At 62.3% G+C, this 23,923-nt stretch carries 23 protein-coding genes; 6 read left to right on the forward strand and 17 right to left on the reverse strand.

Translation table 11 applies throughout. The annotated features are described in order from the left end of the window. Positions 1–306 precede the first annotated feature (306 nt). Together P3T40_RS43155 and P3T40_RS43160 are read left to right on the forward strand one after the other, a co-directional pair. Positions 307–1,275: an alpha/beta fold hydrolase gene (locus P3T40_RS43155; RefSeq protein ID WP_429273782.1), complete on the forward strand. Its 969-nt coding sequence runs from the start codon at positions 307–309 to the stop codon at positions 1,273–1,275. Positions 1,276–1,372: 97 nt separating this feature from the next. Further along, entirely contained in the window at positions 1,373–2,365 is a 993-nt protein-coding gene (locus P3T40_RS43160; protein WP_429273783.1) for an alpha/beta fold hydrolase, read from the forward strand. Between the two features lie 61 nt (positions 2,366–2,426). Here the strand turns inward: P3T40_RS43160 and P3T40_RS43165 are convergent, their stop codons facing one another. From P3T40_RS43165 to P3T40_RS43180, 4 genes are read right to left on the reverse strand one after another with little or no spacing between them, the layout of a single operon-like run. Beyond that, entirely contained in the window at positions 2,427–3,236 is an 810-nt protein-coding gene (locus P3T40_RS43165) for an SDR family oxidoreductase (protein WP_429273784.1), read from the reverse strand. A 25-nt stretch (positions 3,237–3,261) separates the two neighbouring features. Then, complete coding sequence (locus P3T40_RS43170) at positions 3,262–4,062, reverse strand: ATP-binding cassette domain-containing protein (protein ID WP_429273785.1); 801 nt, start codon at positions 4,060–4,062, stop codon at positions 3,262–3,264. Further along, on the reverse strand, positions 4,059–5,039 hold the full coding sequence (locus P3T40_RS43175) for an ABC transporter permease (RefSeq protein WP_429273786.1): 981 nt from the start codon (positions 5,037–5,039) through the stop codon (positions 4,059–4,061). The genes P3T40_RS43170 and P3T40_RS43175 overlap by 4 nt, the downstream gene beginning before the upstream one ends. 9 nt (positions 5,040–5,048) lie before the next feature. Next, positions 5,049–6,068, reverse strand: a complete 1,020-nt coding sequence (locus P3T40_RS43180) for a sugar ABC transporter substrate-binding protein (protein ID WP_429273787.1) — start codon at positions 6,066–6,068, stop codon at positions 5,049–5,051. Between the two features lie 187 nt (positions 6,069–6,255). Between P3T40_RS43180 and P3T40_RS43185 the strand changes: the two genes are divergently transcribed. Then, on the forward strand, positions 6,256–7,263 hold the full coding sequence (locus P3T40_RS43185) for a LacI family DNA-binding transcriptional regulator (RefSeq protein WP_429273788.1): 1,008 nt from the start codon (positions 6,256–6,258) through the stop codon (positions 7,261–7,263). A gap of 13 nt (positions 7,264–7,276) precedes the next feature. Here the strand turns inward: P3T40_RS43185 and P3T40_RS43190 are convergent, their stop codons facing one another. The 13 genes from P3T40_RS43190 to P3T40_RS43250 all read right to left on the reverse strand — a co-directional run bounded on the left by P3T40_RS43190 (position 7,277) and on the right by P3T40_RS43250 (position 21,062). After that, positions 7,277–8,140, reverse strand: a complete 864-nt coding sequence (locus P3T40_RS43190; RefSeq protein WP_429273789.1) for a sugar phosphate isomerase/epimerase family protein — start codon at positions 8,138–8,140, stop codon at positions 7,277–7,279. Beyond that, positions 8,137–9,384 carry an NAD(P)/FAD-dependent oxidoreductase gene (locus P3T40_RS43195; RefSeq protein WP_429273790.1) on the reverse strand — a complete coding sequence of 416 codons (1,248 nt, stop codon included), beginning with the start codon at positions 9,382–9,384 and terminating at the stop codon, positions 8,137–8,139. Before P3T40_RS43195 ends, P3T40_RS43190 begins: the two co-directional genes overlap by 4 nt. Further along, complete coding sequence (locus P3T40_RS43200; RefSeq protein WP_429273791.1) at positions 9,381–9,725, reverse strand: non-heme iron oxygenase ferredoxin subunit; 345 nt, start codon at positions 9,723–9,725, stop codon at positions 9,381–9,383. Before P3T40_RS43200 ends, P3T40_RS43195 begins: the two co-directional genes overlap by 4 nt. 42 nt (positions 9,726–9,767) lie before the next feature. Beyond that, on the reverse strand, positions 9,768–10,838 hold the full coding sequence (locus tag P3T40_RS43205; RefSeq protein ID WP_429273792.1) for a fatty acid desaturase: 1,071 nt from the start codon (positions 10,836–10,838) through the stop codon (positions 9,768–9,770). A 439-nt stretch (positions 10,839–11,277) separates the two neighbouring features. After that, on the reverse strand, positions 11,278–12,162 hold the full coding sequence (locus P3T40_RS43210; protein WP_429273793.1) for an MBL fold metallo-hydrolase: 885 nt from the start codon (positions 12,160–12,162) through the stop codon (positions 11,278–11,280). A 24-nt stretch (positions 12,163–12,186) separates the two neighbouring features. Then, positions 12,187–12,636 (reverse strand): cyanase, encoded by a 450-nt coding sequence (gene cynS / locus P3T40_RS43215; protein ID WP_429273794.1) that lies wholly within the window; start codon positions 12,634–12,636, stop codon positions 12,187–12,189. A gap of 22 nt (positions 12,637–12,658) precedes the next feature. Continuing rightward, entirely contained in the window at positions 12,659–13,609 is a 951-nt protein-coding gene (locus P3T40_RS43220) for an ABC transporter ATP-binding protein (RefSeq protein WP_429273795.1), read from the reverse strand. Next, entirely contained in the window at positions 13,599–14,522 is a 924-nt protein-coding gene (gene ntrB, locus P3T40_RS43225) for a nitrate ABC transporter permease (RefSeq protein ID WP_429273796.1), read from the reverse strand. Before ntrB ends, P3T40_RS43220 begins: the two co-directional genes overlap by 11 nt. A gap of 15 nt (positions 14,523–14,537) precedes the next feature. Further along, positions 14,538–15,944 (reverse strand): CmpA/NrtA family ABC transporter substrate-binding protein, encoded by a 1,407-nt coding sequence (locus P3T40_RS43230; protein WP_429273797.1) that lies wholly within the window; start codon positions 15,942–15,944, stop codon positions 14,538–14,540. Positions 15,945–15,971: 27 nt separating this feature from the next. Beyond that, the gene (locus P3T40_RS43235) at positions 15,972–17,399 is read right to left on the reverse strand and encodes an FAD-dependent oxidoreductase (RefSeq protein WP_429273798.1); all 1,428 of its coding nucleotides are present in this window, start codon (positions 17,397–17,399) and stop codon (positions 15,972–15,974) included. Then, positions 17,396–18,538: an acyl-CoA dehydrogenase family protein gene (locus P3T40_RS43240; RefSeq protein WP_429273799.1), complete on the reverse strand. Its 1,143-nt coding sequence runs from the start codon at positions 18,536–18,538 to the stop codon at positions 17,396–17,398. Before P3T40_RS43240 ends, P3T40_RS43235 begins: the two co-directional genes overlap by 4 nt. Before the next feature lie 64 nt (positions 18,539–18,602). Next, positions 18,603–19,088 (reverse strand): OsmC family protein, encoded by a 486-nt coding sequence (locus P3T40_RS43245; protein ID WP_429273804.1) that lies wholly within the window; start codon positions 19,086–19,088, stop codon positions 18,603–18,605. A gap of 321 nt (positions 19,089–19,409) precedes the next feature. Next, positions 19,410–21,062, reverse strand: a complete 1,653-nt coding sequence (locus P3T40_RS43250; RefSeq protein ID WP_429273800.1) for a sigma-54 interaction domain-containing protein — start codon at positions 21,060–21,062, stop codon at positions 19,410–19,412. Between the two features lie 209 nt (positions 21,063–21,271). On the opposite strand from P3T40_RS43250, the gene P3T40_RS43255 reads away from it, so the two are divergent. The 3 genes from P3T40_RS43255 to P3T40_RS43265 are packed head-to-tail and all read left to right on the forward strand — an operon-like array spanning position 21,272 to position 23,551. Then, positions 21,272–21,874: a DUF1326 domain-containing protein gene (locus P3T40_RS43255; protein WP_429273801.1), complete on the forward strand. Its 603-nt coding sequence runs from the start codon at positions 21,272–21,274 to the stop codon at positions 21,872–21,874. After that, a complete protein-coding gene (locus P3T40_RS43260; protein WP_429273802.1) occupies positions 21,871–22,686 on the forward strand; it encodes a DUF2182 domain-containing protein in 816 nt (271 codons plus the stop codon). The genes P3T40_RS43255 and P3T40_RS43260 overlap by 4 nt, the downstream gene beginning before the upstream one ends. Then, positions 22,679–23,551: a DMT family transporter gene (locus P3T40_RS43265; RefSeq protein ID WP_429273803.1), complete on the forward strand. Its 873-nt coding sequence runs from the start codon at positions 22,679–22,681 to the stop codon at positions 23,549–23,551. Before P3T40_RS43260 ends, P3T40_RS43265 begins: the two co-directional genes overlap by 8 nt. The last annotated feature ends 372 nt before the right edge of the window (positions 23,552–23,923 follow it).

Here is a 23,923-nt window from a genome sequence, read left to right on the forward strand (position 1 = left end):
CGGCGCGCTCAATGTCCTGGCGGCAGGACATGCCGTTATTGCCTGTGGAGGGATGGCGCAGTCGGGCCGCCCGTCGAAGCAGGAACCCGCCGAAGTGACTCAGGCTCTCGCAGCCTAAGCGCAGAAGGAATCCTCCCCGTTCACGGGGAGGAGGATGTCAAGATAGTCTCGTTCTAGTCTTTTGCAGAATGCCGCTCTCGACGCAGCCGGCAAGCGCGTTTGGCCGCGTTCGCGAACGCACGCAGCAAATGAAATTCGAAGACCACGTCCTTCCCGAACGACCGTACATCGGAGAATGTTCCTGCCATGATCGCCCACTCCTTCGCCTCACCCCGTCATTCCACGCGCTATTGGGAGGCCGGACCCGCCGAGGGGCCATTGATGATCTTCCTTCACGGCTGGCCCGGGGTCGGTCTGATGTGGCGCGCGCAGATCGAGACTTTCGCGTCGGAGGGATGGCGCTGCATTGCGCCGGACATGCGGGGATACGGCGGCTCGTCGACACCCGGCGCGCCCGATGCCTATGCGCTCAAAGAGGTGGTTGACGACCTGGTCGAGCTTCATGACCATCTGGGCGCGAGTCCGGCAATCTGGGTCGGCCACGACCTGGGAAGCCCGGTGGCCGGGGCGCTTGCTGCGCATCACGCGAAGCGCAGCCGCGCGGTTGTGTTCGTCTCCGTTCCGTATATGCCCGAGAGCTTCGGGTTGCGCAGTCTGTTGCCCTTGGTCGATCGGACGCTCTACCCCGCCGACCAGTATGCAGACGGGCAATGGGACTACTACCGCTTCTATCTGACGCATTTCGATCAGACCGTTACCGACTTCAATGCCGACATAGCGGCGTCACTGGCGGCGATCTATCGGTCTGGAGACCCGAAGTCCGTGGACCACATCTATCGCTCTGCGCTGGTCTCGCGCAATGGAGGCTGGTTCGGTTCGGCACATCGCGCGCCGACGGTGGCGCCGGACGCGGCGCTCTGGCCGTCAGCTGACTTCGACGCGCTGGTTGATGCGTTCCGTGTGACCGGTTTTCGTCCAGGTAACGCGTGGTATCTGAACGATGACGCCAACATCGCCTACGCTCGAGCGGCGCCCAACAGCGGCCGCCTGAGCCAGCCCGTGCTGTTCGTGAACGGCGAATCGATGGCATCTGCGACATCACCCGCAGCGCTCTCGGCGAGCCCATGCGAGACGCCTGCACAGATCTGTCTGTGGCGACGCTGCGCGCAGGCCACTGGCTTCCGCTCGAACACAAGGCTGAACTCGTCCAGGTAATCCGCTCCTGGCTCGAGGCGAAGGGACTGTCGTAGCCATCACGGACGCATCTTGACCCGCATAGGGCCCTGCACGTCGACTAAAGGAATTAAATGAAATGAGCGCATCGAACAAGCACGAAGTTACTTCAGATTTCAGCGATGGCATCAAACAATACGATATCGAGACCAATGGCATTACCTTGCACGTGACGGAGCAAGGGGAAGGGCCAGCGGTGCTGTTCTGCCACGGTTTTCCGGACACCTCCTATACGTGGCGGCGACAGATGAAGACCATTGCGTCGGCGGGATATCGAGCAATTGCCCCGGATATGCGTGGTTATGGGCGAAGCTCGGCTCCGGTCGACGCCAGCCTGTACACGCCGTTGCACACGACAGGCGACCTGATCGGTCTGCTCGATGCGCTGGAGATTCCCCGCGCCGTCCTCGTCGGTCATGACTGGGGGGCGACGCATGCGTGGAACGCGGCGCTGATGCGTCCGGACAGATTCACGGCGGTATTCTGCCTCAGTGTCCCTTTCGTGCCGCGCGGAGACGTCAGTGTTTTCGACAGGATGCGAAAGGCGGGGCATCAAGACAAGTTCTATATGTTCGAGCAAATTCGGCCCGACGCCGACGAAATCTGGGCCAACGCCGCGGTGACCATTCCCGGCATTCTGTATTGGGCATCGGGCACTGCGCCAGCCGGCCAGCAGTGGAGTCCAATGGATCCGGCTCGAAGCCTTCATCGTGCTGCCCCCGGACCGTTACCTTCGTGGGCGCCACCGGACTACGTCGCGCACAACATCGCGGAATTTCAGCGTACCGGTTTCCACGGAGGGTTGAATTACTACCGCGCGGCGGAGCCGTATTTCGTCTTGTCCGCTCCGTGGAAGGGCGCGAAGATCGTTCAGCCGTCGTTTTTTATCTGGGGTAAGGCGGACGGTCTGAAAGAGCTATATCCGCTTAGCCTGGACGACCTTCGCGCCGGCTTACCGGGCCTTGCAGGAGGACTCGAACTCGATAACGTGGGGCATTGGGTACAACATGAGGCCGCCGCCGAGGTCAGCGACCAACTGCTGAAGTTCGTGCGTACCGTTGATCTCGCATGATCGGAGCCGAGAGCAAACCGGACAGTGTACGTAACGTCGCGCACGAAAATGCCGTTTCACACTAAAGCGGTTTCTGCGGATGCGGTGTCTCATCAAAGCCGCCCCACACAGACTGATCGAAGTTCACCATCGACCCGGTCATCAGACCTGACTCCTCGCTCGCGAGAAACGCGACTGCACGCGCCGCTTCGGCAGGATCGATCAGACGGCCGAACGGTTGCGCGACCATGGCGCGTTCAAGCCAGTCGTCCGGCGCGCCATGGTATGTGCGCTGAATCTGGTCTTCCCCATCAGACGACATCCAGCCAAGATTGAGTCCGTTCACGCGGATCCGGTTGCGCAAGAGCGCGTACGCGGTGTTCTGCGTGAGCGTCGCCAAAGCGCCCTTCGATGCACAATACGCAGCAATAAACGGTTGCCCCGCCATAGCAGACATTGAGCAAATATTGACGATCGTGCCTTCGGTGCGCTCGCGTCGCATCACTTTGACCGCTTCTTGCATCAGGAAGAAAGGCGCACGCACATTGGTCGCGAAGATGCGGTCAAAGAGGTCGGGACTGGTGTCGAGAATGGTCCCCCGGTCCGTCATCGCCGCCGCATTCACCAGCACATCTACGCGGCCGAAGTGTTTATCGGCGGCAGCGATGACCACACAACAGTCGTCCACACGCGTCAGATCAGCCTCAACGAAGCGCACCTCGGCGCGGCTTAACTCGCCGAGTTCAGCGGCCTTCGCAATACCTTTCTCCTTCGAGCGCCCGCAGATCACCACGCCCTGCGCGCCGCGCTCGACGAGCAACTTCGCAATTGCCGCGCCGAGCCCCTGCGTGCCACCGGTAACGACGGCCACTTTTGCATCGAACTGTCCCATACGCTTTACCCCTGTGAAAGATTGATCAAAGCAGCTCGGTGACTTCCTCGATCGAGGTTTGTCCTACCGGCCGGTCGAGCACGACTTCGCCACGCGCCATCGCGACAATGCGATCACACGAATGAAAGACGTGCTGCAGGTTATGGCTGATAAACACGCCAGTGATACCCTGCTCCGATAGCCCACGAACAAAGCCGATAACCTTTTGCGTTTCCTTGACCGACAGATGGTTGGTCGGCTCGTCGAGGATCAGCAGCTTCGACTTGAAATGCATCGCACGTGCAATTGCCACGCCCTGGCGTTGACCGCCTGACAGCTCGCCGAGCAACGCTTCCGCAGAACGCAGATGCAGATCGACATCGGCGATCGCCTTGACGGCCTCGGTTCGCATGCGGCTATGGTCCATGGGCCCGATGCCGAACAGCGAGAAGAGCAGCGGCTCGCGGCCAATGAACAGGTTCCGCGCGATAGAGAGATTCGGCACGAGCGAGTTGTGTTGATGAATCGTCTCGATACCCAAATGCATGGCGGCCTTCGGCGACTTGATCCGTACTGGTTGGCCCTGGAACAGGATTTCGCCACCATCAGGCCGGTGCACACCGGAGAGAATCTTGATGAGCGTCGACTTGCCCGCACCGTTGTCGCCCAGCAAACCCACAACCTCGCCACGCTTGAACTCGAGACTCACGCCGTTGAGCGCATGGACGCCCGAATACCACTTGTGCAGATTGCGCACGGCCATAAGTGGTGCTGTGGCACGACCGGCGTCGACACTCTCGTGCGGATAGGAAAGCAGATCCCGGGCATCGGTAGACATTGTGTTCATAGCTGCACCTTCAGGTGTCGCGCCGTGCGGCGCATCCAGGCGTTGGCGACCACGGCAAAGATGGTGAGGCTGCCGACCGCGAATTTGAACCAGTTTGCGTCGACCTGCGTGAGCACGAGGCCGTTGTCGATCACGCGGATCAGCAGTGCGCCGACCACCGCGCCGAGCACGTTGCCGATACCGCCGGAAAGCGCGGTTCCTCCGATCACTGCCGCCGCAACTGCCTGGAGTTCGAGTCCATCGCCGATCGACGGCAAGGCGGCGCCGAGCCGCAGCACCTGGATCATCCCGGCGAATCCCGCAAGCACCGCGCACAGCACGAACGAAAAGAGCTTTACGCGCCGCGCAGGGACCCCGCTCGAGATCGACGCTTCCAGAAAGCCACCCGTCGCCTTCATCCAGTTACCCAGATTGGTCGCGGACAGCAATATCGCTGCTGCCGCGCCAATGCCGATGAACCACAGGAACGACGCTCGAAAGAGTCCATCCGGCCCGATGAAACTGACAAACAGATGAGCGGGCATCTGGTCGATTGGCAGGGTCGGCGGAAAGCCGCCCGACAACACGACAGTCAGCGAACGCACAATGAACAGCATGCCGAGCGTCGTGATGAAGCTGGGTATGTTGAAGACGAGCGTGATCAAGCCGTTCATCAGCCCAATGGCCGCCGCGACAACCAAGCCGATCAGGAAGGCTGGCCAGAACGGCACGCCCGCATTGACGAGCAGCGTGATCGACATTGGCGTGAGCGCGAACACCGATCCAACCGATAGATCGAACTCACCGCAAATCATCAGCAACGTGACGCCAATGGCGACGAGTCCGACCTCCGGTAACACACCCAGAATGCCCCGCACGTTTTCCGCGCTGAGAAACACCATTTGCGAACGGAACTGGAACAGTGCAACCAGCAGGGCGAGTAGGACAATGCCCGCGAGCTCCGGTTTCTGCAGATAGATCTTGAGCAGCTTTTTCATCGCCATCTCCTAGCGAAGGCCCTTTTGGGCTAGTGCAATGACGGAATCGGCCTGCGCCGGCATCACGAGCGAGTCACCGGTATTGATATCGGCGGGCGCAAGACCAAATGACTTCGCCAAATACACCTGCATCACCGGCATGAAACCCTGTGTGTACGGCTGCTGATCGACTTCGGCCTGGATGTAGCCGGCCTTCATCATCTGCAGCACCTGAGGCACGATGTCGAATCCTGCGAGCAACACCTTGCCCGGCGGCACGCCGCGATCCTTCAGCGTCTGTGCGACGGCAGCATGGAAGAAGCCCATATCGAAGTAAGCTGTGGTATCGGGATGCGCCGTGAGATAGGCGCCGACCCGCTCGCCCGTCACCGAGAGATCAGTGCCCGAGTCGATCCGGTCGATCACGATCTTGCGATCGGGGTTGGCGCGCTTCCAGTCGTCGATACCTTGCATCACGCCCTTCGCCCGCTGCTCCGCCCAGTTCTGTCCTGGCGCACTGACGCCGATGAGCACACGGATCGGACCATCCTTAGGAAATTGCCTGGTGAGTTGCTGCGCGAGGCTGCGTCCCGCCGGCACGAAGTTTTGTCCGATGAACGACTGTCGTTTCGCTGCCCCCGATGCGCCGCCGCTTTGGTCCACGTTATAGGCGATCACCATCACGCCCTTCGCCCGCGCCTCGTTGATCACCGAAGTCAGCGCCGAATCGTCGACGATCGTTGTCAGGATGGCGTCCGGTTTGCGCGAAAGCGCGGCCTGAAAGTTCGCACTTTGCTGCTCGATCGAGCCGTCGGTTTGGGTGAAGACCATCTGGCAATGGGCCTGCACGCGCGCACAAGCGTCGTCGAAGCCTTTTTTGACGGCCTGCCAGAACGCGTTGGTCGCGGCACCATGCGTTAGCATCACAATGTTCAGTGGCTCGGCGCTTCGCGCTGTGTTCGCGCCGAATAGCGAACACGCCACACAGGCAGCGATCACAAACCGGCTGGCAAGCGGCCGAAGTTGGAGTAAGGGCATTTTCGGGTTCATCTTTGTCTCCTGATGAGTCCCGCTACTGAGGCGGGTTCTATAGGTGATTCAGGTAACCGGCTTGATGAGCCGGCGCAGTGATGCGATGATCGCGTCATCGTCGGTTCTTCTTTCTGTGAGACTTCCGATCCAACACATGGCTAGCCGTACGTCTGTCCGTCCCGGTACTTCCCGCCGCAAAACCAGCATGGCGGACATCGCGAAAGCCGCTGGCGTCAGCGAGGCAACTGTCGACCGTGTACTGAACGGCCGCGGTGGCGTATCGCGTGAAAAAGAGATGAGCGTTCTGGAGTGGGCACGCAAGCTCGAGATCGACCGCGCGCTTAAATCGGTCTCGGTGCGCTGGCTGCGCATTGCGATCCTGTTGCAGCAGCCGGTAGTGCCGTATTACGTGTCGCTCAAACAGGGCTTCGAAGTCGCGCAGAAAGCGTTCGAAAGCCAGCGCGTGATCTGCGCTGTCACCTACTTCGACAGCCTCGACCCCACGCACGTGGTTGACACGATCCGCCGGACAACGCAGAGAGCTGACGCGCTCGTGATCGTCGCGTATGAGCATCCAGACATCACCACTGCCTTGCGTCAGGTGAGCCACACGATGCCGGTCATCACACTCGCGAGCGATCTCCCGGGCACCGGCCGCCTTGCCTACGTCGGCATTGATAACCGGTCCGCCGGACGCGTCGCGGGCGAACTGATGGGGCGCTTTCTCGGCGACGCTGGAGGCAAGGTGCTCGTGTTGACGGGCATGCATGATTTCCTCGGTCATGAAGAACGCGAAAGCGGTTTCCGTTCGGTGCTACGACACCGCTTTCCGAACTGCGACATCGTGGAGACGATAGAAAGCCGCGAGCAGTCGGCTGTTACCGAGAAACTCACTCGCAATGCTTTCCGCCGCTATCCCGACCTGCGCGGGATTTACAACATTTCAGTCGGTGACGAAGGCGTGGGCGCGACGCTCGTCGCGCTCGATCGCGCCCGTTCGACGGTTTTCATCGGCCACGAACTCAATGAAACATCGCGGCGACTGCTGATCGAAGGCACGCTCGACGCCGTGCTGGACCAGAACCCAGCCGGCGAAGCGATGCGTTCGATCGAAATCGTGCTACGGCACTACCACCGGGATCCCGGCGTTACGTTAGGACTGCAGATTCCCGTCACCGTGCTGTTGCGTGAAAATCTTCCCTTAAGCGACTGATTCAGCGATTGATTCAGCGACTGTCTGCCAACGCCACGTCTTCCTGAATCACCTCGTCCCACAGCTGACGAATCCAGTCTCGCATCAGCAAGGCCTCAGCCCAGCGATCGGTCGTGTCATTGCCGTCGGCGCCAATGATCGCGTACGGTTTGGGTCCGAGTTCGCAGGTGAAGGTGAGCGAATCGTCGGGACCGGCGCGCTGTCGCCATGAGGCGAAGCCGTAACGCCACCAGTCGAGAAACAGTTCGACCCACATGCGATGCGGTTCAAACGATATTTCGATCTGCACCTGCTCGCGGCTCGCAACACGGCCATGAAAAGCCCACGAGTGATCGAGAATTCGGTGCATCATCGCGTGGTTTTCATCGGAGACGGGCCACGCGAACTCGCGCCCGACGAGGTAGTGCGAGATGTCGCCCAGAAGCTTGAGATCAGGGCGCTCGTCGAGCAGATCGAGCGTGAAGTGCAGATCGGTCGTCATCCTGTCACGGTGCGTTTCGATGTACACGGGAAAATCGACCTGTTCCGCGAGCCGAGTCCAGCCGTCGATCAGCGTCAGGCAGTCGGAGATGCGGCGCGGCCGCACGTCAGGCTGCAGATCGATATGGTGAACCCCGAATTCGGTGGCGAGTTCAAGCACCGGTTGCAGATCGTCGACCGTGCGCGGAAAGCACTGCGCTTCCGCGTGAAGACCGGTGGCGGCGAGCAGACTGGAGAGATCACGGACTTCTTCGCGCGTCGCGTAACCCACACTCACGCCGTCGAAGCCGGCCCGCGCAATCATCTCGATGTTCTTTTCGAGCGTGCGCTCGCGGCCGTCGGTGCGACGTCGTTCCATCGCCCACATCGACTGGTATATTTCCAGGCGCTGACTCATAACGCCTCCACAGCAAGTAGCGGTTTGAGCTTGACGTTGCGGTCCGCAAGCAGCGCGGGATCGATGTTGGCACGTCTGGCAATCAGTTCCTGGGCGATGCGCACGTCGCGCGCAATCTCGCTTACATGGCCAACGCCACTGGCGCCCACCAGCACGCCGTCACGGTCGAGCCCGAAGAAGATACGCGACGCTTTGCCCACCTCGCGCACAGTAGTCGTCACAGCAAAGGCCGGCATGCCTGCGATCTGGATCGTCATGTCGTACTGATCGGACCAGAACCATGGGACTTCCGAATACGTCTCACCGCGGTCGAGCATGTTGCGCGCGACGATGCGCGCGTGATCCTCGGCATTCTTCCAGCACTCGAGGCGGATTCGCCGGCGGAACAGCCGATGTGGAAACGAACATACGTCGCCGGCCGCAAAGATGTATGGGTCATTGGTGCGCAGCGTGTCGTCGACCGCGATACCATCCGCAACGTCGATGCCCGCGGCCTCCGCAAGTTCGGTGCGCGGCTTGACGCCGATGCCTGCGATCACGCAATCGCACGCGAGCGTACTGCCGTGGGACAGCTTGATGCCGCTCACACGTTGCTCGCCGAGAATCCGCTCCACCTGAACCGCAAAGCGGATATCGACGCCCATCTGCCGATGACGTGCGACCAGATAACCGGCAACGACTTCTGGCACGGCGCGCATCAACGCACGAGCGGCAGTCTCGATCACCACCACTTCGCAGCCGCGCGCCACGGCCGTCGCGGCGATCTCGAGTCCGATGAACCCTGCCCCGACAATCGCAATCCGGCGACCGGATTGCAGTTCATCAACGATCTGCCCGGCGTCGGCGACCGTGCGCAGGCAATGCACCCCCGCGAGCATCGATCCCGGCACCGCGAGCTTGCGCGGCGCGGCGCCAGTGGCGATTAGCAGACGGTGATACGGAATCGCCATGCCGCCCTTCACCACGACATGCCGTGCGGCGCGGTCGATGAGCTCAACGGCGGCATCGATACGCAGATCGATCCGTTGCTCGCTATAAAACGCTTCATCATAAAGCGCGCATTGCGCTGTGGACTTCTCGCCGAGCAATACCGCTTTGGAAAGCGGTGGCCGGTCGTAGGGGGCGACGCATTCATTGCCGAGCAGCGTGACGCCGCCATCCCAGCCGTTGTCGCGCAGGGCGTGCGCGGCGCGCGCGCCGCTTTGACCGGCGCCGATGATGACCATCGTAGGGCGGATTCTCATGATGCGTCCTGACCGGGAACGCCGAGCAGCACCTGACCGTTTTCTACGCGTACCGGATGAGTTTTCAACTGCACGCACACGGGCGGGCTCTTCGGCTTGCCGCTTGGGATGTCGAAGCGCCCCTGATGCAGCGGACATTCGATCTCGCGATTGACGACGAAACCATCGGCGAGATGCGCGCGTTCATGCGTACACCAGCCGTCCGACGCGAAGAAGCCGCCGTCAATGCGATATACCGCGTAGCTCGCGCCCTCATGATCGAAGCGAATCACGTCTTCTTCATCAATGTCATCGGTCGCGCAGGCGACGACCCACCTCAAGCTGCTGGTTTCGATGGCCACGGCAGTCTCCGTTCTATCTGATGTTTTCTTCAGGCTGTCTTTTCACACGTTAGGCTGTGCCGCAAAGCTGCCCTGCCCCGTGCGCCTGACCGGCAATGTGCGCTCGATCACGTGCTGCGGATCGGAGCGCTGTTTCCACAGCGCCGGCAGCATCTCCCGATAGGTGGCATAGAGGCTCGGATAGGCGGCAGGCAACTGATCCTTGATGGCCTCGTGCAGACGCGGCAGTGCGTGAAACGGCACCATCGGCAACAGATGATGCTCAAGGTGGTAGTTCATGTTGAGGTACAGAAAACGGAACACCGGGTTCATGTAGACGGTGCGTGTGTTCAACCGATGATCCTTCACGTTGACGGCGAGGCCGGCGTGTTGCGTAAGGCCGAGCAACTGATGGAGCCAGCCGCCGTAGAACCGCGGCGTCCATACGAACATCAGCGGCAGGAAACTGCGCATCGCGACCGCCAAAGCAATCGTGCAGATGACAACCGCCAGGTAGATGCGGCACGACCAGATCATCTTGGGCTTTTCAGAGGCGGGCAGGAAAGCATCGGTCGCGGCATCGACACGGCCGAACGCATGGCGCACGATCTTGCCGACTTCAAGCGTGCAACCCATGAGGCCGAAGAAATCAATCACGATGGGCCAGACCTTCGTCGGGCGGGCGACCTGGATCTCCGGATCGCGGCTTTGGAAATAGGTGTGCGTGTGATGGCGCGCGTGGCTCCAGCGCCACCAGTAGCCTTCGCGAATCGTCATGAACGAAGACAGGTGATAGAAGAAGTCGTTGGCCCCACGGCTCTTGAACGGCGTGCCGTGCGCGAGCTCGTGCCAGCGGGCATCACTTGACGAATAGATCGTGCCGTAGACGAAAAACGCGGGCACCGCCCACCACGTGCCCCATGTCATTGCCGCGACCACGCCGGACGCGATCAGCAGCACGAGCCACAGGCCGAAGTTGCGCCATCCTTCAGCGTCGCTGCGCTTCATGAGTTCCTTGAGCACGGCGCGCGGAATGGCAGGCTGATACCACTGCTGGCTGAGGGTGTCGTCGAAAGCCTTGTCATCAAAGCCGGGCGTGGGTGTACCGCCGGCGACGCCAGAAGTCGCGGACATGAGATGTCTCCTGCTGGATGTTGAAGTTCTGCGAGCCTTGCTCCGGAACCGCTGGACGGTCAGGCCTCTCGTTGAAACCAAGATAGTTGATGCGAACCGCTTGTTCAGCCGGAAAAATGATGGATTCCCATCAAGCGCCGCGCTAAGCCGCGCTGGGCAAGGCACTTGAAATAGAAAATAAATTCTACGGTGACAGGCTATGCAACTATTTTTGCAGTTCAGCGGTGAGATCCCGGGGACTTGTTTCCAGAGTGACCGCGTAAGTTTTTAGGCGACTCCGCTCCGGCACGCGACCGAACGTTAAGCCGGTGAGTGACATAGTCCAAATACCCGCATCCACGAATGGACTATGGCCGTCTGCAATCGCGCAATGGGCCCCACTTGTTGGTGGCCGGTGGTAGCGCGTATTCGGGGTTCCGTTTTCATGTCTAACTCTCGGTCAGATTGCGTTGAGGGGAATCTTGAGATACGACACTCCGTTATCTTCCGGATCGGGCATATGTCCGGCGCGCATGTTGACCTGCACTGACGGCAGCATCAGCACCGGCATGTTGAGTGTCGCGTCGCGCGCGGTGCGCATCGCAACGAAGGCCTCCTCGTCGATACCGTTGCGCACATGGACGTTGTGTTCGCGCTCCTCGGCTACCGTGCTGACAAACTGCAAAGGCCGCCCACCGGGCTGGTAGTCGTGGCACATGTATAGCTTCGTGTCCGCCGGCAGGCTCAACACCCTGTTGATCGACCGGTAGAGCGTACGGGCGTCTCCGCCGGGAAAGTCGCAGCGCGCGGTGCCGTAGTCGGGCATGAACAGGGTGTCGCCGACAAAGGCCGCGCTCTCGTCGCCGTCGCTGACCACATAGGTCATGCACGCCGGCGTATGTCCCGGCGTATGGATCGCGCGCGCCTGCAACGCCCCGATGGCGAATGTTTCGCCGTCGGAGAGCAGGTGATCGAACTGGCTGCCATCGTGCGCCAATTGCGAGCCGGCGTTGAACAGCTTGCCGAACACGTCTTGTACGCGCGTCACGTGCGCGCCGATCGCAATCTTTCCACCGAGCCGTTCCTTCAGGTAGGGCGCGGCGGACAGATGGTCGGCATGCACGTGGGTTTCGAGAAGCCACTGGACCTTCGCACCAAGCTCATGAACGCGAGCTATGAGCCTCTCGGCTGCCGTCGTGCCGGTACGGCCTGACTTCGGGTCATAGTCGAGCACACTGTCGATCAGTGCACAGTCGCCCGTTCGAACATCCAGCAAAAGGTAGCTGACCGTCCAGGTGGCGGGGTCGAAGAAGCCTTCGATCAGCATGAGGCTCGCGGTATTCATATTGAGGCCAAGGAAAAAACGCGGTTAATACGTTTTGTACGGCAGGAACTTGCCGGATAGCAGCACCTTGACGCGGTCGCCTTTCGGATCGGCCTCACGCTGGATATCCATCGAGAAATCGATCGCGCTCATGATGCCGTCGCCGAACTCTTCGTGAATCAGTTCCTTGATCGTGGTGCCATACACGCTGACGATTTCGTACCAGCGGTAGATCAGCGGATCGGTCGGCACCGCGGTCTCGAGCGATCCCTTGTACGGCACGATCTGCAGCCACGCGACGGCCTCGTCCGGCAGCCCGAAAATCTCGCCGGCAATCTCGGCCTGCTGCTTGCTGAAGGTCATCTGGCCGAGGCACGCGGCCGTTGTCCATTCCTTGCTCTGGCCGATCTTCCCGGCAACCTCACTCCACTTCAGGCCCTTCGCGACCTTGGCGGAAACGATCATCTGCGTTACTTCATTGCGGCTGGAAATCATGGTTGGTTCCTTGGGTAAGAGATCAGGCAATCGCCTTGAGATTCGGTCCGGCAGCCCGTGCAACTGCGACCGGCGCGGCTGCGCCGTCATCGAGCCCGGGATAAACAAGCCGCGTTGCGGCGGCGGCCACGCGCCCGGTATCGGGCCGGTCGCCGTGGGTGGCGCTCAGTTCTTTCGAACGTCGCACCAGAAAATCGACCAGATAATTGCGGATCCGGTAAAACTGCGGGTCGTGATGCATGGTCTCGCGCTGACGGTTAGCCGGCAGCGTGTTGACCACGATCTCGGCAATCCGGGCGCGCGGCCCGTTGCTCATCAGCATGATCTTGTTCGACAGCAGAATCGCTTCGTCGACGTCATGCGTGATCATGAACACGGTCTGCTGCGTCGCGGTGCAGATTTTCAGCAGCTCATCCTGGATCACGCCGCGCGTCAACGCGTCGAGGGCGCCGAACGGCTCGTCGAGCAGCAGCATGCGCGGCTCGATCGCAAACGCCCGTGCAATGCCAACGCGCTGCTTCATCCCGCCCGACAACTCCGACGGCTTCTTCTTTTCGGCGCCCTTCAGCCCGACCATTTCGATAAAGCGTGCACCGTGCGCGGCGATCCGCTCGCGTGTCCAATCCGGATAGCGCGAGCGCACCGCAAACGCGATGTTGCCTTCCACGGTCATCCACGGCAGCAGCGCATGGTTCTGGAATACCACGCCACGATCGAGACCTGGTCCGGAAATCTCGCGGTTGCGCACGATCACGTGCCCCTCGCTGGGCCGCTCGAGACCGGCCAACACGTTCAGGATGGTGCTCTTGCCGCAGCCGGAATGGCCGATTACGCAGATGAATTCGCCCTGCTCGATCGTGAAGCTGACGTTTTCGAATACCGGCGGCAAGTCGTCCCGATAGCGCTTGATCAGCCCTTCGACGCTGACGAAACTCGTGGCGCCGGACGTCTGGGAGTTCGACTTAGTTGACATAGGTCACCCTGCGCTGAAGTTGGGCGAACAGCAGGTCGAGCGTCATACCGACCAGACCGATGAGCAATACCGAGAACAATACGTTCGCCAGCGACAGGTTGTTCCATTCGTTCCACAGGAAGTAGCCGATGCCGGTGCCGCCGACCAGCATTTCGGCCGCGACGATTACAAGCCACGCGATGCCCATCGAAATCCGCATACCGGTGACGATGGTGGGCGCCGCTGCGGGCAGCACGACCCACAGCGCGCTGCGCAATGGCGGCACTTCAAGCGTGCGCGCCACGTTGAGCCAGTCGCGCCGCACCCCGGCGACGCCGAACGCGGTATTGACGAGCATGGGCCACACCGAGCAGATGAAGATCACGAACACCGCCGAGGCCGACGAACTCTTGATCGTGTACAAGGCGATCGGCATCCAGGCGAGCGGCGAAATTGGCTTCAGCACCTGCACGAACGGATTGAAGGCGAGGAACGTAAGCCGCGACATGCCAATCACAAAACCGAGCGGCACCGCAACCAGCAGCGCAATCGCGTAACCGGCCGCGACCCGCACCAGCGAATAGCCGAGCTGGATGCCAACGCCCTTGTCGTTCGGTCCGTTGTCGTGGAACGGATGCGCGAGCTGGCGTGCGGCCTCGTGAGCGAACTCGGCGGGCGATGGGAAGCCGGTGACCTTCCTTGAATCCGCCGCAGCGCCGTCCGCACCCGGATCGGGCGCCTTGCCCATCAGCACCGCGTACTCGGCAGCTTCGGCGGCCTCGGCACTCGTGGCTTTCGCCGCCGTCGTCGCAGCTGTCGCGACTGGCGTCTTCGGGAGCGTCGCGGCCTGCCAGATGGCCAGCAACAGCGCGAGCAATGCAAGCGAGCATAGCGCCGCCTTGCTTCTCAACGTGAATCGTCGAATTGCAGTCATTCAGTTTTCCTGCGTTCAGGCGCGTTTGATGGCAAAGCCATTGAGGTAAGCGTCGGGTCGGATCGGGTCGAAAGCGCGTCCCATCACCGTAATCGGCCGTTCGCCGCCGTTGGCCGCAATATCCGGTGGCGTCTCGCCGATCTGCTTCATCGCGTTGGACGCGTCGGTCAGCAGGAATATCTGCTGCGCGAGTGAACGGTAGTCGACGCCGCCCTTCAGATAACCCCACCGCTTCATCTGCGTCATCATCCATGTCGCCATCGAATACCACGGTAGCGGCTGAAAATCGATCCGGTCTGCGACGCGGTGCACGTGACCAATGCCGTCCGCATAGGTGCCCGTCAGCACCTGCCGGATCACCAGCTCAGGCTGATTCAGATAGGCAGGCGTTGCAATCATTTTCGACAGCTCGGCGCGATTCGCAGAATCGCTCGCATAGGCGGCTGCGCGCAGATTCGCACGCAGCAGCGCGGCGAACGCGTTCGGGTTCTGCCGCACGAATGCGTCGGGCACACTGAACGAGCAGCAGGGGTGCCCCGCCCAGATGTCCTTCGACAGAATATGAATGAAGCCAACCTCGTCGAATACCGCGCGCTGGTTGAACGGATCGGGTCCCAGAAATCCGTCGATGTTGCCCGCACGCAGGTTGGCGATCATCTCCGCGGGCGGCGTCACGCGCAGTTGCACATCGCGATCCGGATCGAGGCCATGCTCCGCGAGGTAGTAGCGCAGCAGAAAGCTGTGCATCGAATAGTCGAACGGAATCGCGAAGCGGAAACCTTTCCAGTTGCGCGGGTCGCGATTGTCCTTGTGTTTGAGCGCTAGCACGATGGCCTGGCCGTTCACGTTCTGGATCGTCGCGACGCGCGTCGGCGTGGGTTGCGAACCGACGCCAAGCGAAATCGCGAGCGGCATCGGCGCGAGCATGTGCGATGCGTCGAGTTCGCGATTCAGCATCCGGTCGCGCACCAGCGCCCAGCCGCTCAACTTGTTCAGCGTGACGTTCAGCCCCTCCTCTTTGTAGAAGCCGAGCGGCTCCGCGGCGATCAGCGGTGTGGCGCAGGTGATCGGCAGAAAGCCGACGTTGAGGTCGCGCTTTTCGGGCTGCGGGGCTTTCGTTTCTGCGAACGCCTGCTGGAGCGACGCGATCGGCAGCACGCTGTACACGGCGGCGATGGCCGTGCTCTTGCCGACCGCACGGATAAAGGCACGCCGCATCGCGTTGCGCGGAAAGAGTGCCCGTACCGCCGCGGCTTCGATGGCGTCGCACCACGCGGCTTCACCGTCCGTGCTGCCTCCTTCATGCGCGTCGTGCGCGCCGCCCGTCATGGCGGCGTGGTGCGCGGCTGCGTCGGCATGGCGGCCACATGAGCAGCCGCCCAGCGTGCTGCCGGGGTCGAACGGTTGATAGCGATTACCCATGTGGTGTCCGATGCGTGAGGGTGGGGTTCAGGCCGCGAGCTCGACGCGCCGGCTGCCGACTGTCAACGACGAAACGATGTCGCCATCACGGTACTGCGCCATCGCGAGGTGTCCGTCGTCTTCTTCGACGATTTGCCAGTCCAGCTCGCGCGAAGGCAGCCCGCGCACGACGATCGGCGTCGAGCGGGTCTTCACGCGGATCACGGGCGACTGGTGGCGATAGCCTGCATGTTCGCAGCCGGTCACCGTGTGCGCGATCGCTTCGGCCTGCGCGACAATCGGGTCGATGAAGCGGCACGGCTCGCCGGCGAAGCTGATGCAGTCGCCGAGCGCGTAGATATCCGCCACGCTGGTCTGCAACGTGCGGCTGTCTACGACGATGCCGCGCTCGAATTCGAGTCCTGCCATTCTGGCGAGCCGCCCTTCGGTGGCGAGCCCGGCTGCGCACAGCACGAGATCGGCGGCAATCCGCTCGCCGTGCTGCGTCGTGATCACCTTTTCGCTTCGAGCGGCGCTGGCACCGGCGGCATCGCCGCTTGCCGTCGTCGCGTCACTCGTCCGCTGCGTGGCGCACGCGTCGATCCCACGCCGCTCCTCGACGCTCACGCTGCGGCCGGGCAGAAAGCGGATGCCGAGCCGCGTCCAGCCGGCGAGCAGGCGGCGCGAGGCCGGTGCCGGCAACAACGTCGCGAGGGGCCTGTCGCTCACATCCAGCACGGTGACCGTATGCCCCGCCCGTGCCAGGTCCTCCGCCAGTTCGCAGCCGATCAGACCCGCGCCGATCACCGCCACGCGCGCCGGCCCCGCCGTCAGCCCGCGCTGCATGCGGCTCCACATCGACAGATCGTTGACGCGCCAGCACAGGTCGCGCGGCAAGCCGGACGGCACCACGGGCCGCGCCCCCTGGGCGAGAATCAGTTGCCGGTAACGGAGCGTGCCCGCCGTCGTGCGCAGCTGATGCAGCGCCGGCGACAACCCGACCGCGTAGGTATGGGCGACCAGCCGTACGCCAAGGCGTGTTGCGGCGGCCGGGCCGGTCTCGAATACGAGCCGCTCCGGTGTACGTTTCTCGCTCAGCGAAACCGACAGTTCCGGCTTCCGGTAACGGTCCGCCGAGCAGGCGCTCACCAGCGTGATCGGTATGTCCGGATCCAGCGCCCGAACTGCTTCTACTGCGGCCCAACCCGCCGTGCCGCCGCCGACCACGATCACCCCAGGCGTGCGCGAAGGCGCACCTTGCGCCGGCGCGCACGCCGCTGCGCCGGCCACAACCGGCTCGTAGAGCACGAAATCCGCTTTTGTCACCCCGCATAGCGGGCACTCCCAGTCATCGGGGATCGCGTCGAAGCGTGTACCGGCCGCGATGCCGCTATCGGGGTCCCCCAGTTCTTCGTCATAGATCACGCCGCACGCGCGGCAGATGTACTTCTTCCAGTCGGCAATCAGGACGCTCATGCTGGAAGCTCCTCGGCGGAAAGACGGGCCATTTCCCAACGCAGATGCTTGATGGCAGGTGTCACGATCGCCACGAAGTGCGACTCGCGAATCCGCCGCTGCGGCGCTGCGCTCATCAAGTAGCCGCGCGCGCCCTGATGCAGCAGCGACGCCTGCGCCGCACGCAACGCGAGCTCCGCGCCGCGCGTGCGCAGATCGAGCACTTCCAGCAGATAGTCGGTGCTGCCGTCGTAGGCGGTGCGCGCGAGTCGCTGCGTTGCGCTCACCGCTTCGTTGAGTTCGGCCGTCAGTTCGTCTGGCCGGTCGTGCAGGAAGCGGTTGACGTGACCGAGTACCGGCTCGACTTCGAGACACGAATCGATACCGCCTTGTGCGACGCCCAACGCCATGCCGACCTGCAGCAGGATGAAGGCCGCCTTGATCCGCGCGACGAATGGCCGCGCCGGATCGGCAATCAGCTCGGCTTCGCCGACGAAATAGTTTGTGAGCTTGACGCCCCACGTGCTGGTGCCTTCCATGCCGGAGAACACCGGGCAGTGGCGCAACTCGACGCGCTCGTCGCAGTTCAGCAAGAACATCACCTCGTGCGATATCGACCCGTCACCGCGATGCACTGCGGCGATCGCACCGCAATACTGGCCGAGGCCGATATGACTGACCCACGGCAGCGTGCCGTTGATCAGATAGCCGCCAGGCGTTGGCGTGGCGCGAAACATCATCGGCTCGATCCCTGAGAACGCTTTCATCGGGTTCGACAGCGCGGTGCCGCCGAACGTCTGGCCGCGGGCATGCGCGTCGAGCCGCGCGCCGCCCAGATACGGGTTACCGGACTGCTCCATGTACAACCCGCAGACATCGTGGGCCCACATCAGGAAGCCCGTCGAGCCACACGCGCGGCTCGCTTCCTGCATCGCGGCGAGCGACAGTCCGAAGCGCGCGCCGTACCGGTCGAGGTGAACGCCCAACGCGCCGACCGCGCCCAGCTCTCCCATGATGTCAAGCGGGTAGACCCCTTCCCCGTCGATCCGTGGCGCAGCTGCAGCGAGCGGGCCGCGAGCGATCGCGGCCACGCGCTCCAGCACCGTTTCGTCACACCAGGTGTCGACGCTGGACGCTTCTGCTACCAATGCGTGTTCCATTTTGGTTTTCCTTCGGGTACCCGGGGCCGCCGCTATGCGCGGCGCGGACGAGTGAGGCGGCGCTTCAGTCGGCGAGCGTGACGGTCATCGGAATCGGATTGCGCATCGAGTTTGCAACCGGCGAGAAGTAGTTAGCATGACGGACGATCTCATCAAGTTCCTCGCGCGTCGCATCGCCTTCAATCACAATCTTCACGCGGATCGCCTGGAAACCCATCTGCGCGGGTTCCATCTCGGCGCCGCCTGCGCCCCATGCTGCCGGATTGCCGATATCCGCTTCGAGGAACACCTCGAGCTTCGACAGCTTGACCTGCTTCCACGTCGCGACAGCCGTGATGCCAACCGCGAGGCAGCCGCCGAGACCGGACAGCACGATCTCGCCCGGCGCCGGCGCGGTGTCTTCGCCGAATAGATGCAGCGGTTCATCGACGACGACGGGCGTATGGTTGCCGACATAGCTCAACGAGCGGTACTGACCTTGCATGACCGTGTGTACGTTGTTCTTGCCGCGCGACCCCGGGTTGTTGCGCCCCTTTTCGGCGAAGGCCATCAGTCCATCGCGGTCGATCGGCCGCAGGTAGGTGGAAATGGTCGTGGGATTATCGGTGACAGTGCTCAAGTGACGCTCCTGGTGCGTGGACGGTGAAGAGGCGGGCGTCGCATCGAAGGTTGCGCGGCGCCGGCACATCACCAAATGCAACAGACGTGCCAGTTCGAGTACATTTCGGCAAACCGCTTTCCTGGCGGGGCTTTGGGCCGAACAAGAAACGCCGTCCGGGTTCGGCGCGGGGGTTTCTCAATCAGCCGGCAAAACCGACAATGTTGACATTGTCGACATTGTTAACCTTGCGGTGCGTGGCCAGCCTCGCGGTCAGTCATTTGGCAGGCCGAGTTTTTGCCACCGATAGCTGAACTGGCGCGCTGTCATGCCCAACTGTTGCGCCGCGCGCGATTTGTTTCCTCCACACTGTTCGAGCGCGTCGATGAGCGCCTGTGCCGCGTGCGAACCGACACGCCGGTAGGGCCGCACCGGCAGCGGTGCACTGTGGCTCATCGGATCATGCGATGAAGCATCCAGCGCCTTCCCCTGTCCGTGGACGGCGGCCGCCCGCTGTGCAGGCGCGGGCGCAACAGCAGGCTCATCCGCCGTGCCCAACGGCAACAGACGGCCAATATCCGCTGCATCGAGCAGCGGCTTCTCCGCCAGCAACACGATCCGCTCGATGAAATTGGTCAGCTCGCGGATATTGCCGGGCCACGGATACTCTTCGAGCCGATCCAGCGCGGCCGCGGTGAGATTCACGTTGCGCTGGTTAAGTTGATTCGTATGGCTGATGAAATGCAGCGCGAGAACGCGAATGTCCTGGCGGCGTTCAGCGAGCGACGGCAAGTGGATGGGAATCACATTGAGCCGGTAGTACAGGTCCTGGCGGAATGTGCCGCGCGCCACATCGCGCTGCAAATCGCGGTTCGTGGCCGCGACCAGCCTCACGTCGACCTGGATCTCCGCCTTGCCGCCGAGGCGCGTGATGGTCCCTTCCTGAAGCGTACGCAGTAGCTTGGTCTGCATCGTCAGCGGCAGTTCGCCGATCTCGTCGAGAAACAGCGTCCCTTTGCTGGCCTGCTCGAACCAGCCCGCGCGCATGCTGTTCGCGCCCGTAAACGCACCGCGTTCGTACCCGAACAGCTCGGACTCGAACAGCGTATCCGGTATCGCCGCGCAGTTGATCTTGATGAAGGCACGATCGCGCCGCGGACTCGCCAGATGCAAGGCCCGTGCAAACAGCTCCTTGCCGGTGCCCGAGTCGCCGAGCAACAGCACGCTCGCGGCGGAATCCGATACACGCTCCAGTTCCGAGATCGCGCGCAGCAAAGGCGGCGAGGTGCCGACTATGCCATAGCGGGCGGCTGCCGATTCGAGGGCCCGCGCTAGCACCGCGTTTTGCTCTTCGAGCGCGCGGGTTTTTTCTTCAAGGCCGGCTTCCAGCTGCAGCAACTGCCCCGTCAGTGTCGCCAGAATACGCAGCACCGTGACGTCGTCGGCCAGCGCACGTGAGCGATGGCGAATGCGGTGACACGCAAGAACGCCGACCGCCTTTAGTTCGACGACGATCGGCAGCGCGATGAACGAGACCGGGCCCTCCGGCAACCGTGAGCGCTCAACCGCACGCGCCAGAAAATCCGGTTCGCGGTCGATGTCCTGGACGATCGTCAGTTGACCGTGCTGCAGCGCTCGCCCGGTGATGCCTTCACCGTACGCATACACACCCCGGGCGATTTCCTCGGCGGTGAGTCCATACGCGTACCGGATGCGCCCGCTGCGACCCGTTTCGTCCGCGAGCACGATGCGGCCCCGGTTCAGGCCGAGCAGCTCGGACATCAGATGCAGCATCTCGCGCAGTGCAGGCGCCGGGGACAGGCTTTTGCCAACAAGCGCCATCACTTGCTGCAATAGCAGCATCTCGTGTTGGCGCCAGTAGCCGGCGGATTCGCTGTCGGCTGAGGCGTCAGATCGTGGTTTCATGGACGTTGGCCGCCGCGGTCGTGAGCGAAGCCTATTATTTCAGAACACAAAAAAGCTCGCAGGCGCGCCTTCCGATTGACCTTGTTATCGAACTGCGTGGCCGTCAACGAACTTGACTTGTCGCAACCCGCAGCGGGAAAATTGTTAGCTCTTGCAGCCGCGCCCCGCGGCGACAAGTCGGTGTTCGCGTGCCTTCAATGGAGGTTCGTATGAGTTATCACCTGGAAGGTCGTCTGCTCGAAGTTTGCAACTGTAAGGTGCTTTGCCCCTGCTGGATCGGCGAGGACCCTGACAACGGTACCTGCGACACCATTGTCGCGTGGCACATAGACAAGGGAACGGTCGACGGCGTCGATGTGGCCGGCAATACCATCGCGACCGTCGCCCATGTACCCGGCAACATCCTGCAAGGCAACTGGACTGCCGCGATCTTTGTCGACGACCAAGCCTCAAAGGCGCAGGAAGATGCACTGCTGAAGGTCTATACCGGCCAGGCCGGCGGACCGGTCGCCGAGCTCGCCAAGCTCATCGGCCAGGTCGTATCCGTGGAGCGAGCGCCGATCCGCTTCACCGTGGTTGCAGGCAAAGGCGAACTCGAGATCGGCACGAACTACTACGCTGAACTCGAACCCTATCTCGGCGCGACCGGTGGCCAGACCACGCTGTCCGACACCGTGTTCTCGACAGTGCCCGGCGCTCCCGTGTTTGTCGGCAAGGCCCCGACCTATCGATCGAAGAACCCCGCACTCGGCATCGACCTCGACATCAAAAATCACAACGCCCTGCAGAGCACGTTCGTCTTCGACGCATGAGCCCGATGGCCGGCCCGCCGCCGGCCCGCACCTCGCGCCATGTTCACGTGTTCCTGCCTGTCCTGATTGCGCTGATTGCGCTCGCGTGGGTGGTGTTATGGGCGTGGGCGCGCAGCCCATACGGACGCTATATCGAGCACGGTGACTGGACAGCGTCGGGACCGGCGGCATTTCTGTGCCGTGTTGTTCCCGCGGGCGACGTGGTCGTGCCCGTGGTGCTCTACGCAGTCGCATGGATCCTTATGACAGTGGCCATGATGCTGCCGACCACGTTGCCGTTGTTCAATGCCTTCGACCGGTTGACGGCGGGTCGCCCTGACCATGGGTACCTTCTTATGCTGCTCGGCGTGGGCTACATGACGGTGTGGGGAGCCTTCGGACTTTTGGCGCATGCACTTCACAGCGCAGTGCTGTCCCTGCTCGCCAGCATACCCACCCTGGCCTGGCACGGCTGGCTGATCGGCGTCGCAGTCATTGCGTTGGCTGGCGCATTTCAGTTCAGCAAGCTCAAGTATCGGTGCCTTGAAAAGTGCCGCACGCCCTTGAGCTTCGTCATCGAGCACTGGCGTGGGCACGCGCAAGCGCGGAGCGCGTTTGCGCTTGGCGCGCGGCACGGCCTATTCTGCGTCGGGTGCTGCTGGGCGTTGATGCTAGTGATGTTCGCGCTCGGTACCGGCAGCCTCGGATGGATGCTCCTGCTTGCCGCCGTGATGGCGATCGAAAAGAACGCTCGCTGGGGCAAGCGTCTCAGCACGCCCCTCGGCGTGGCGCTTTTGTCGTGGGCAGTCGTTCTGGTAGTGACCCATGCATGACGCGCGCGGTGGCCTGCTCATTTTGCAGACGACCGTGCTCACTGCGGTGGCGATGCTCGCCTTCGCGGCTAATTCGCTGCTGTGCCGGCTCGCGCTGCTGGGACGGGGAATTGATCCGGCCAGCTTCGCCGGCATCAGATTGGTTTCGGGCGCGATCATGCTCGCCGTCATCGTGCGGTTCAGGTCTGAACGGCCCGCGCCCGGCCATGCCGACTGGCTCGCCGCTGCCATGCTGTTTGCTTACGTCGCCTTCTTCTCCTTCGCGTATCTAACCTTGTCCGCAGGTACAGGCGCATTGATTCTGTTCGGCGCAGTTCAATTGACGATGTTCAGCGTGGGCTTGCGCTCCGGCGAGAAGTTCGGATCCGTCGCATGGCTCGGTCTCGCACTGGCAGTCGCAGGGCTTGTCTACCTGGTATCGCCGGGTGTCGCAGCACCGCCGCTCGTCGGCGCGGCGTTGATGGCGATCGCGGGCGTCGCATGGGGCGTGTACTCGTTGCGCGGCCGCGGAGTGGCCGACCCGCTCGCAGCGACGGCGGGAAATTTCGCGCGAGCGGCTCCGCTTGCCCTCTTGATGAGCGCGTTATTCATCATCAACGCCCGCGCTTACGCGAACGAGGTTGGGGTCGCCCTAGCGATTGCCTCCGGCGCACTCACCTCCGGCATCGGGTACGTCATCTGGTATGCGGCGCTGAGCAAGCTTAGCGCCATGCGAGCCGCCACTGTACAGTTGTCGGTACCGCTGATCGCTGCGTTTGGCGGAGTGGCGTTCCTGTCGGAAGCGATCACGCCACGCCTGGCTGCGGCTTCCGCTACGATTCTTGGCGGTATCGCGATGGTGCTAATCAGCAAGTCCCGTAAATAGCGTCCATCGCGGCGGCGAACCGTGTTCTCGATTACGCATGGTCGACCATGCCGATACGCGGCACGCCATTTCGACGTCCTCATGTGGCCGCACTGCGTGTTACGACCGGGCAAGATATGAGGCGACTGCGGCTACCGTGATGTGCAGGTTGCGACCCAGCCAAGTGAGCCATACTGCCTCGCGCGTCACATGTTTGTGTCATGCCTGGCTTGCCACCCGCTTCATAAAGGCAATTTCCTTCTTTTGCGCCTTGATCGAGTGCGCGTCAAACCCGTCCCTTCAGGGGCGGGAAGGATAGCGCGGACGCCAGAGGCGTCCTTCCAGGGCGCTAGTGCGGCGTCTTCTGCTGTTCTATGTACTGCCTCACAACCG

The sequence above is a fragment of the Paraburkholderia sp. EB58 genome (assembly GCF_050436665.1).
GTDB lineage: Bacteria > Pseudomonadota > Gammaproteobacteria > Burkholderiales > Burkholderiaceae > Paraburkholderia.

Bases quoted from the DNA above. Each gene is read 5' to 3' on its own strand.
- P3T40_RS43155 (WP_429273782.1), top strand. From the start codon at position 307: ATGATCGCCCACTCCTTCGCCTCACCCCGTCATTCCACGCGCTATTGG.
- P3T40_RS43160 (WP_429273783.1), top strand. From the start codon at position 1,373: ATGAGCGCATCGAACAAGCACGAAGTTACTTCAGATTTCAGCGATGGC.
- P3T40_RS43165 (WP_429273784.1), bottom strand. From the start codon at position 3,236: ATGGGACAGTTCGATGCAAAAGTGGCCGTCGTTACCGGTGGCACGCAG.
- P3T40_RS43170 (WP_429273785.1), bottom strand. From the start codon at position 4,062: ATGAACACAATGTCTACCGATGCCCGGGATCTGCTTTCCTATCCGCAC.
- P3T40_RS43175 (WP_429273786.1), bottom strand. From the start codon at position 5,039: ATGAAAAAGCTGCTCAAGATCTATCTGCAGAAACCGGAGCTCGCGGGC.
- P3T40_RS43180 (WP_429273787.1), bottom strand. From the start codon at position 6,068: ATGAACCCGAAAATGCCCTTACTCCAACTTCGGCCGCTTGCCAGCCGG.
- P3T40_RS43185 (WP_429273788.1), top strand. From the start codon at position 6,256: ATGGCGGACATCGCGAAAGCCGCTGGCGTCAGCGAGGCAACTGTCGAC.
- P3T40_RS43190 (WP_429273789.1), bottom strand. From the start codon at position 8,140: ATGAGTCAGCGCCTGGAAATATACCAGTCGATGTGGGCGATGGAACGA.
- P3T40_RS43195 (WP_429273790.1), bottom strand. From the start codon at position 9,384: ATGAGAATCCGCCCTACGATGGTCATCATCGGCGCCGGTCAAAGCGGC.
- P3T40_RS43205 (WP_429273792.1), bottom strand. From the start codon at position 10,838: ATGTCCGCGACTTCTGGCGTCGCCGGCGGTACACCCACGCCCGGCTTT.
- P3T40_RS43210 (WP_429273793.1), bottom strand. From the start codon at position 12,162: ATGAATACCGCGAGCCTCATGCTGATCGAAGGCTTCTTCGACCCCGCC.
- cynS (WP_429273794.1), bottom strand. From the start codon at position 12,636: ATGATTTCCAGCCGCAATGAAGTAACGCAGATGATCGTTTCCGCCAAG.
- P3T40_RS43220 (WP_429273795.1), bottom strand. From the start codon at position 13,609: ATGTCAACTAAGTCGAACTCCCAGACGTCCGGCGCCACGAGTTTCGTC.
- ntrB (WP_429273796.1), bottom strand. From the start codon at position 14,522: ATGACTGCAATTCGACGATTCACGTTGAGAAGCAAGGCGGCGCTATGC.
- P3T40_RS43230 (WP_429273797.1), bottom strand. From the start codon at position 15,944: ATGGGTAATCGCTATCAACCGTTCGACCCCGGCAGCACGCTGGGCGGC.
- P3T40_RS43235 (WP_429273798.1), bottom strand. From the start codon at position 17,399: ATGAGCGTCCTGATTGCCGACTGGAAGAAGTACATCTGCCGCGCGTGC.
- P3T40_RS43240 (WP_429273799.1), bottom strand. From the start codon at position 18,538: ATGGAACACGCATTGGTAGCAGAAGCGTCCAGCGTCGACACCTGGTGT.
- P3T40_RS43245 (WP_429273804.1), bottom strand. From the start codon at position 19,088: ATGGCCTTCGCCGAAAAGGGGCGCAACAACCCGGGGTCGCGCGGCAAG.
- P3T40_RS43250 (WP_429273800.1), bottom strand. From the start codon at position 21,062: ATGAAACCACGATCTGACGCCTCAGCCGACAGCGAATCCGCCGGCTAC.
- P3T40_RS43255 (WP_429273801.1), top strand. From the start codon at position 21,272: ATGAGTTATCACCTGGAAGGTCGTCTGCTCGAAGTTTGCAACTGTAAG.
- P3T40_RS43260 (WP_429273802.1), top strand. From the start codon at position 21,871: ATGAGCCCGATGGCCGGCCCGCCGCCGGCCCGCACCTCGCGCCATGTT.
- P3T40_RS43265 (WP_429273803.1), top strand. From the start codon at position 22,679: ATGCATGACGCGCGCGGTGGCCTGCTCATTTTGCAGACGACCGTGCTC.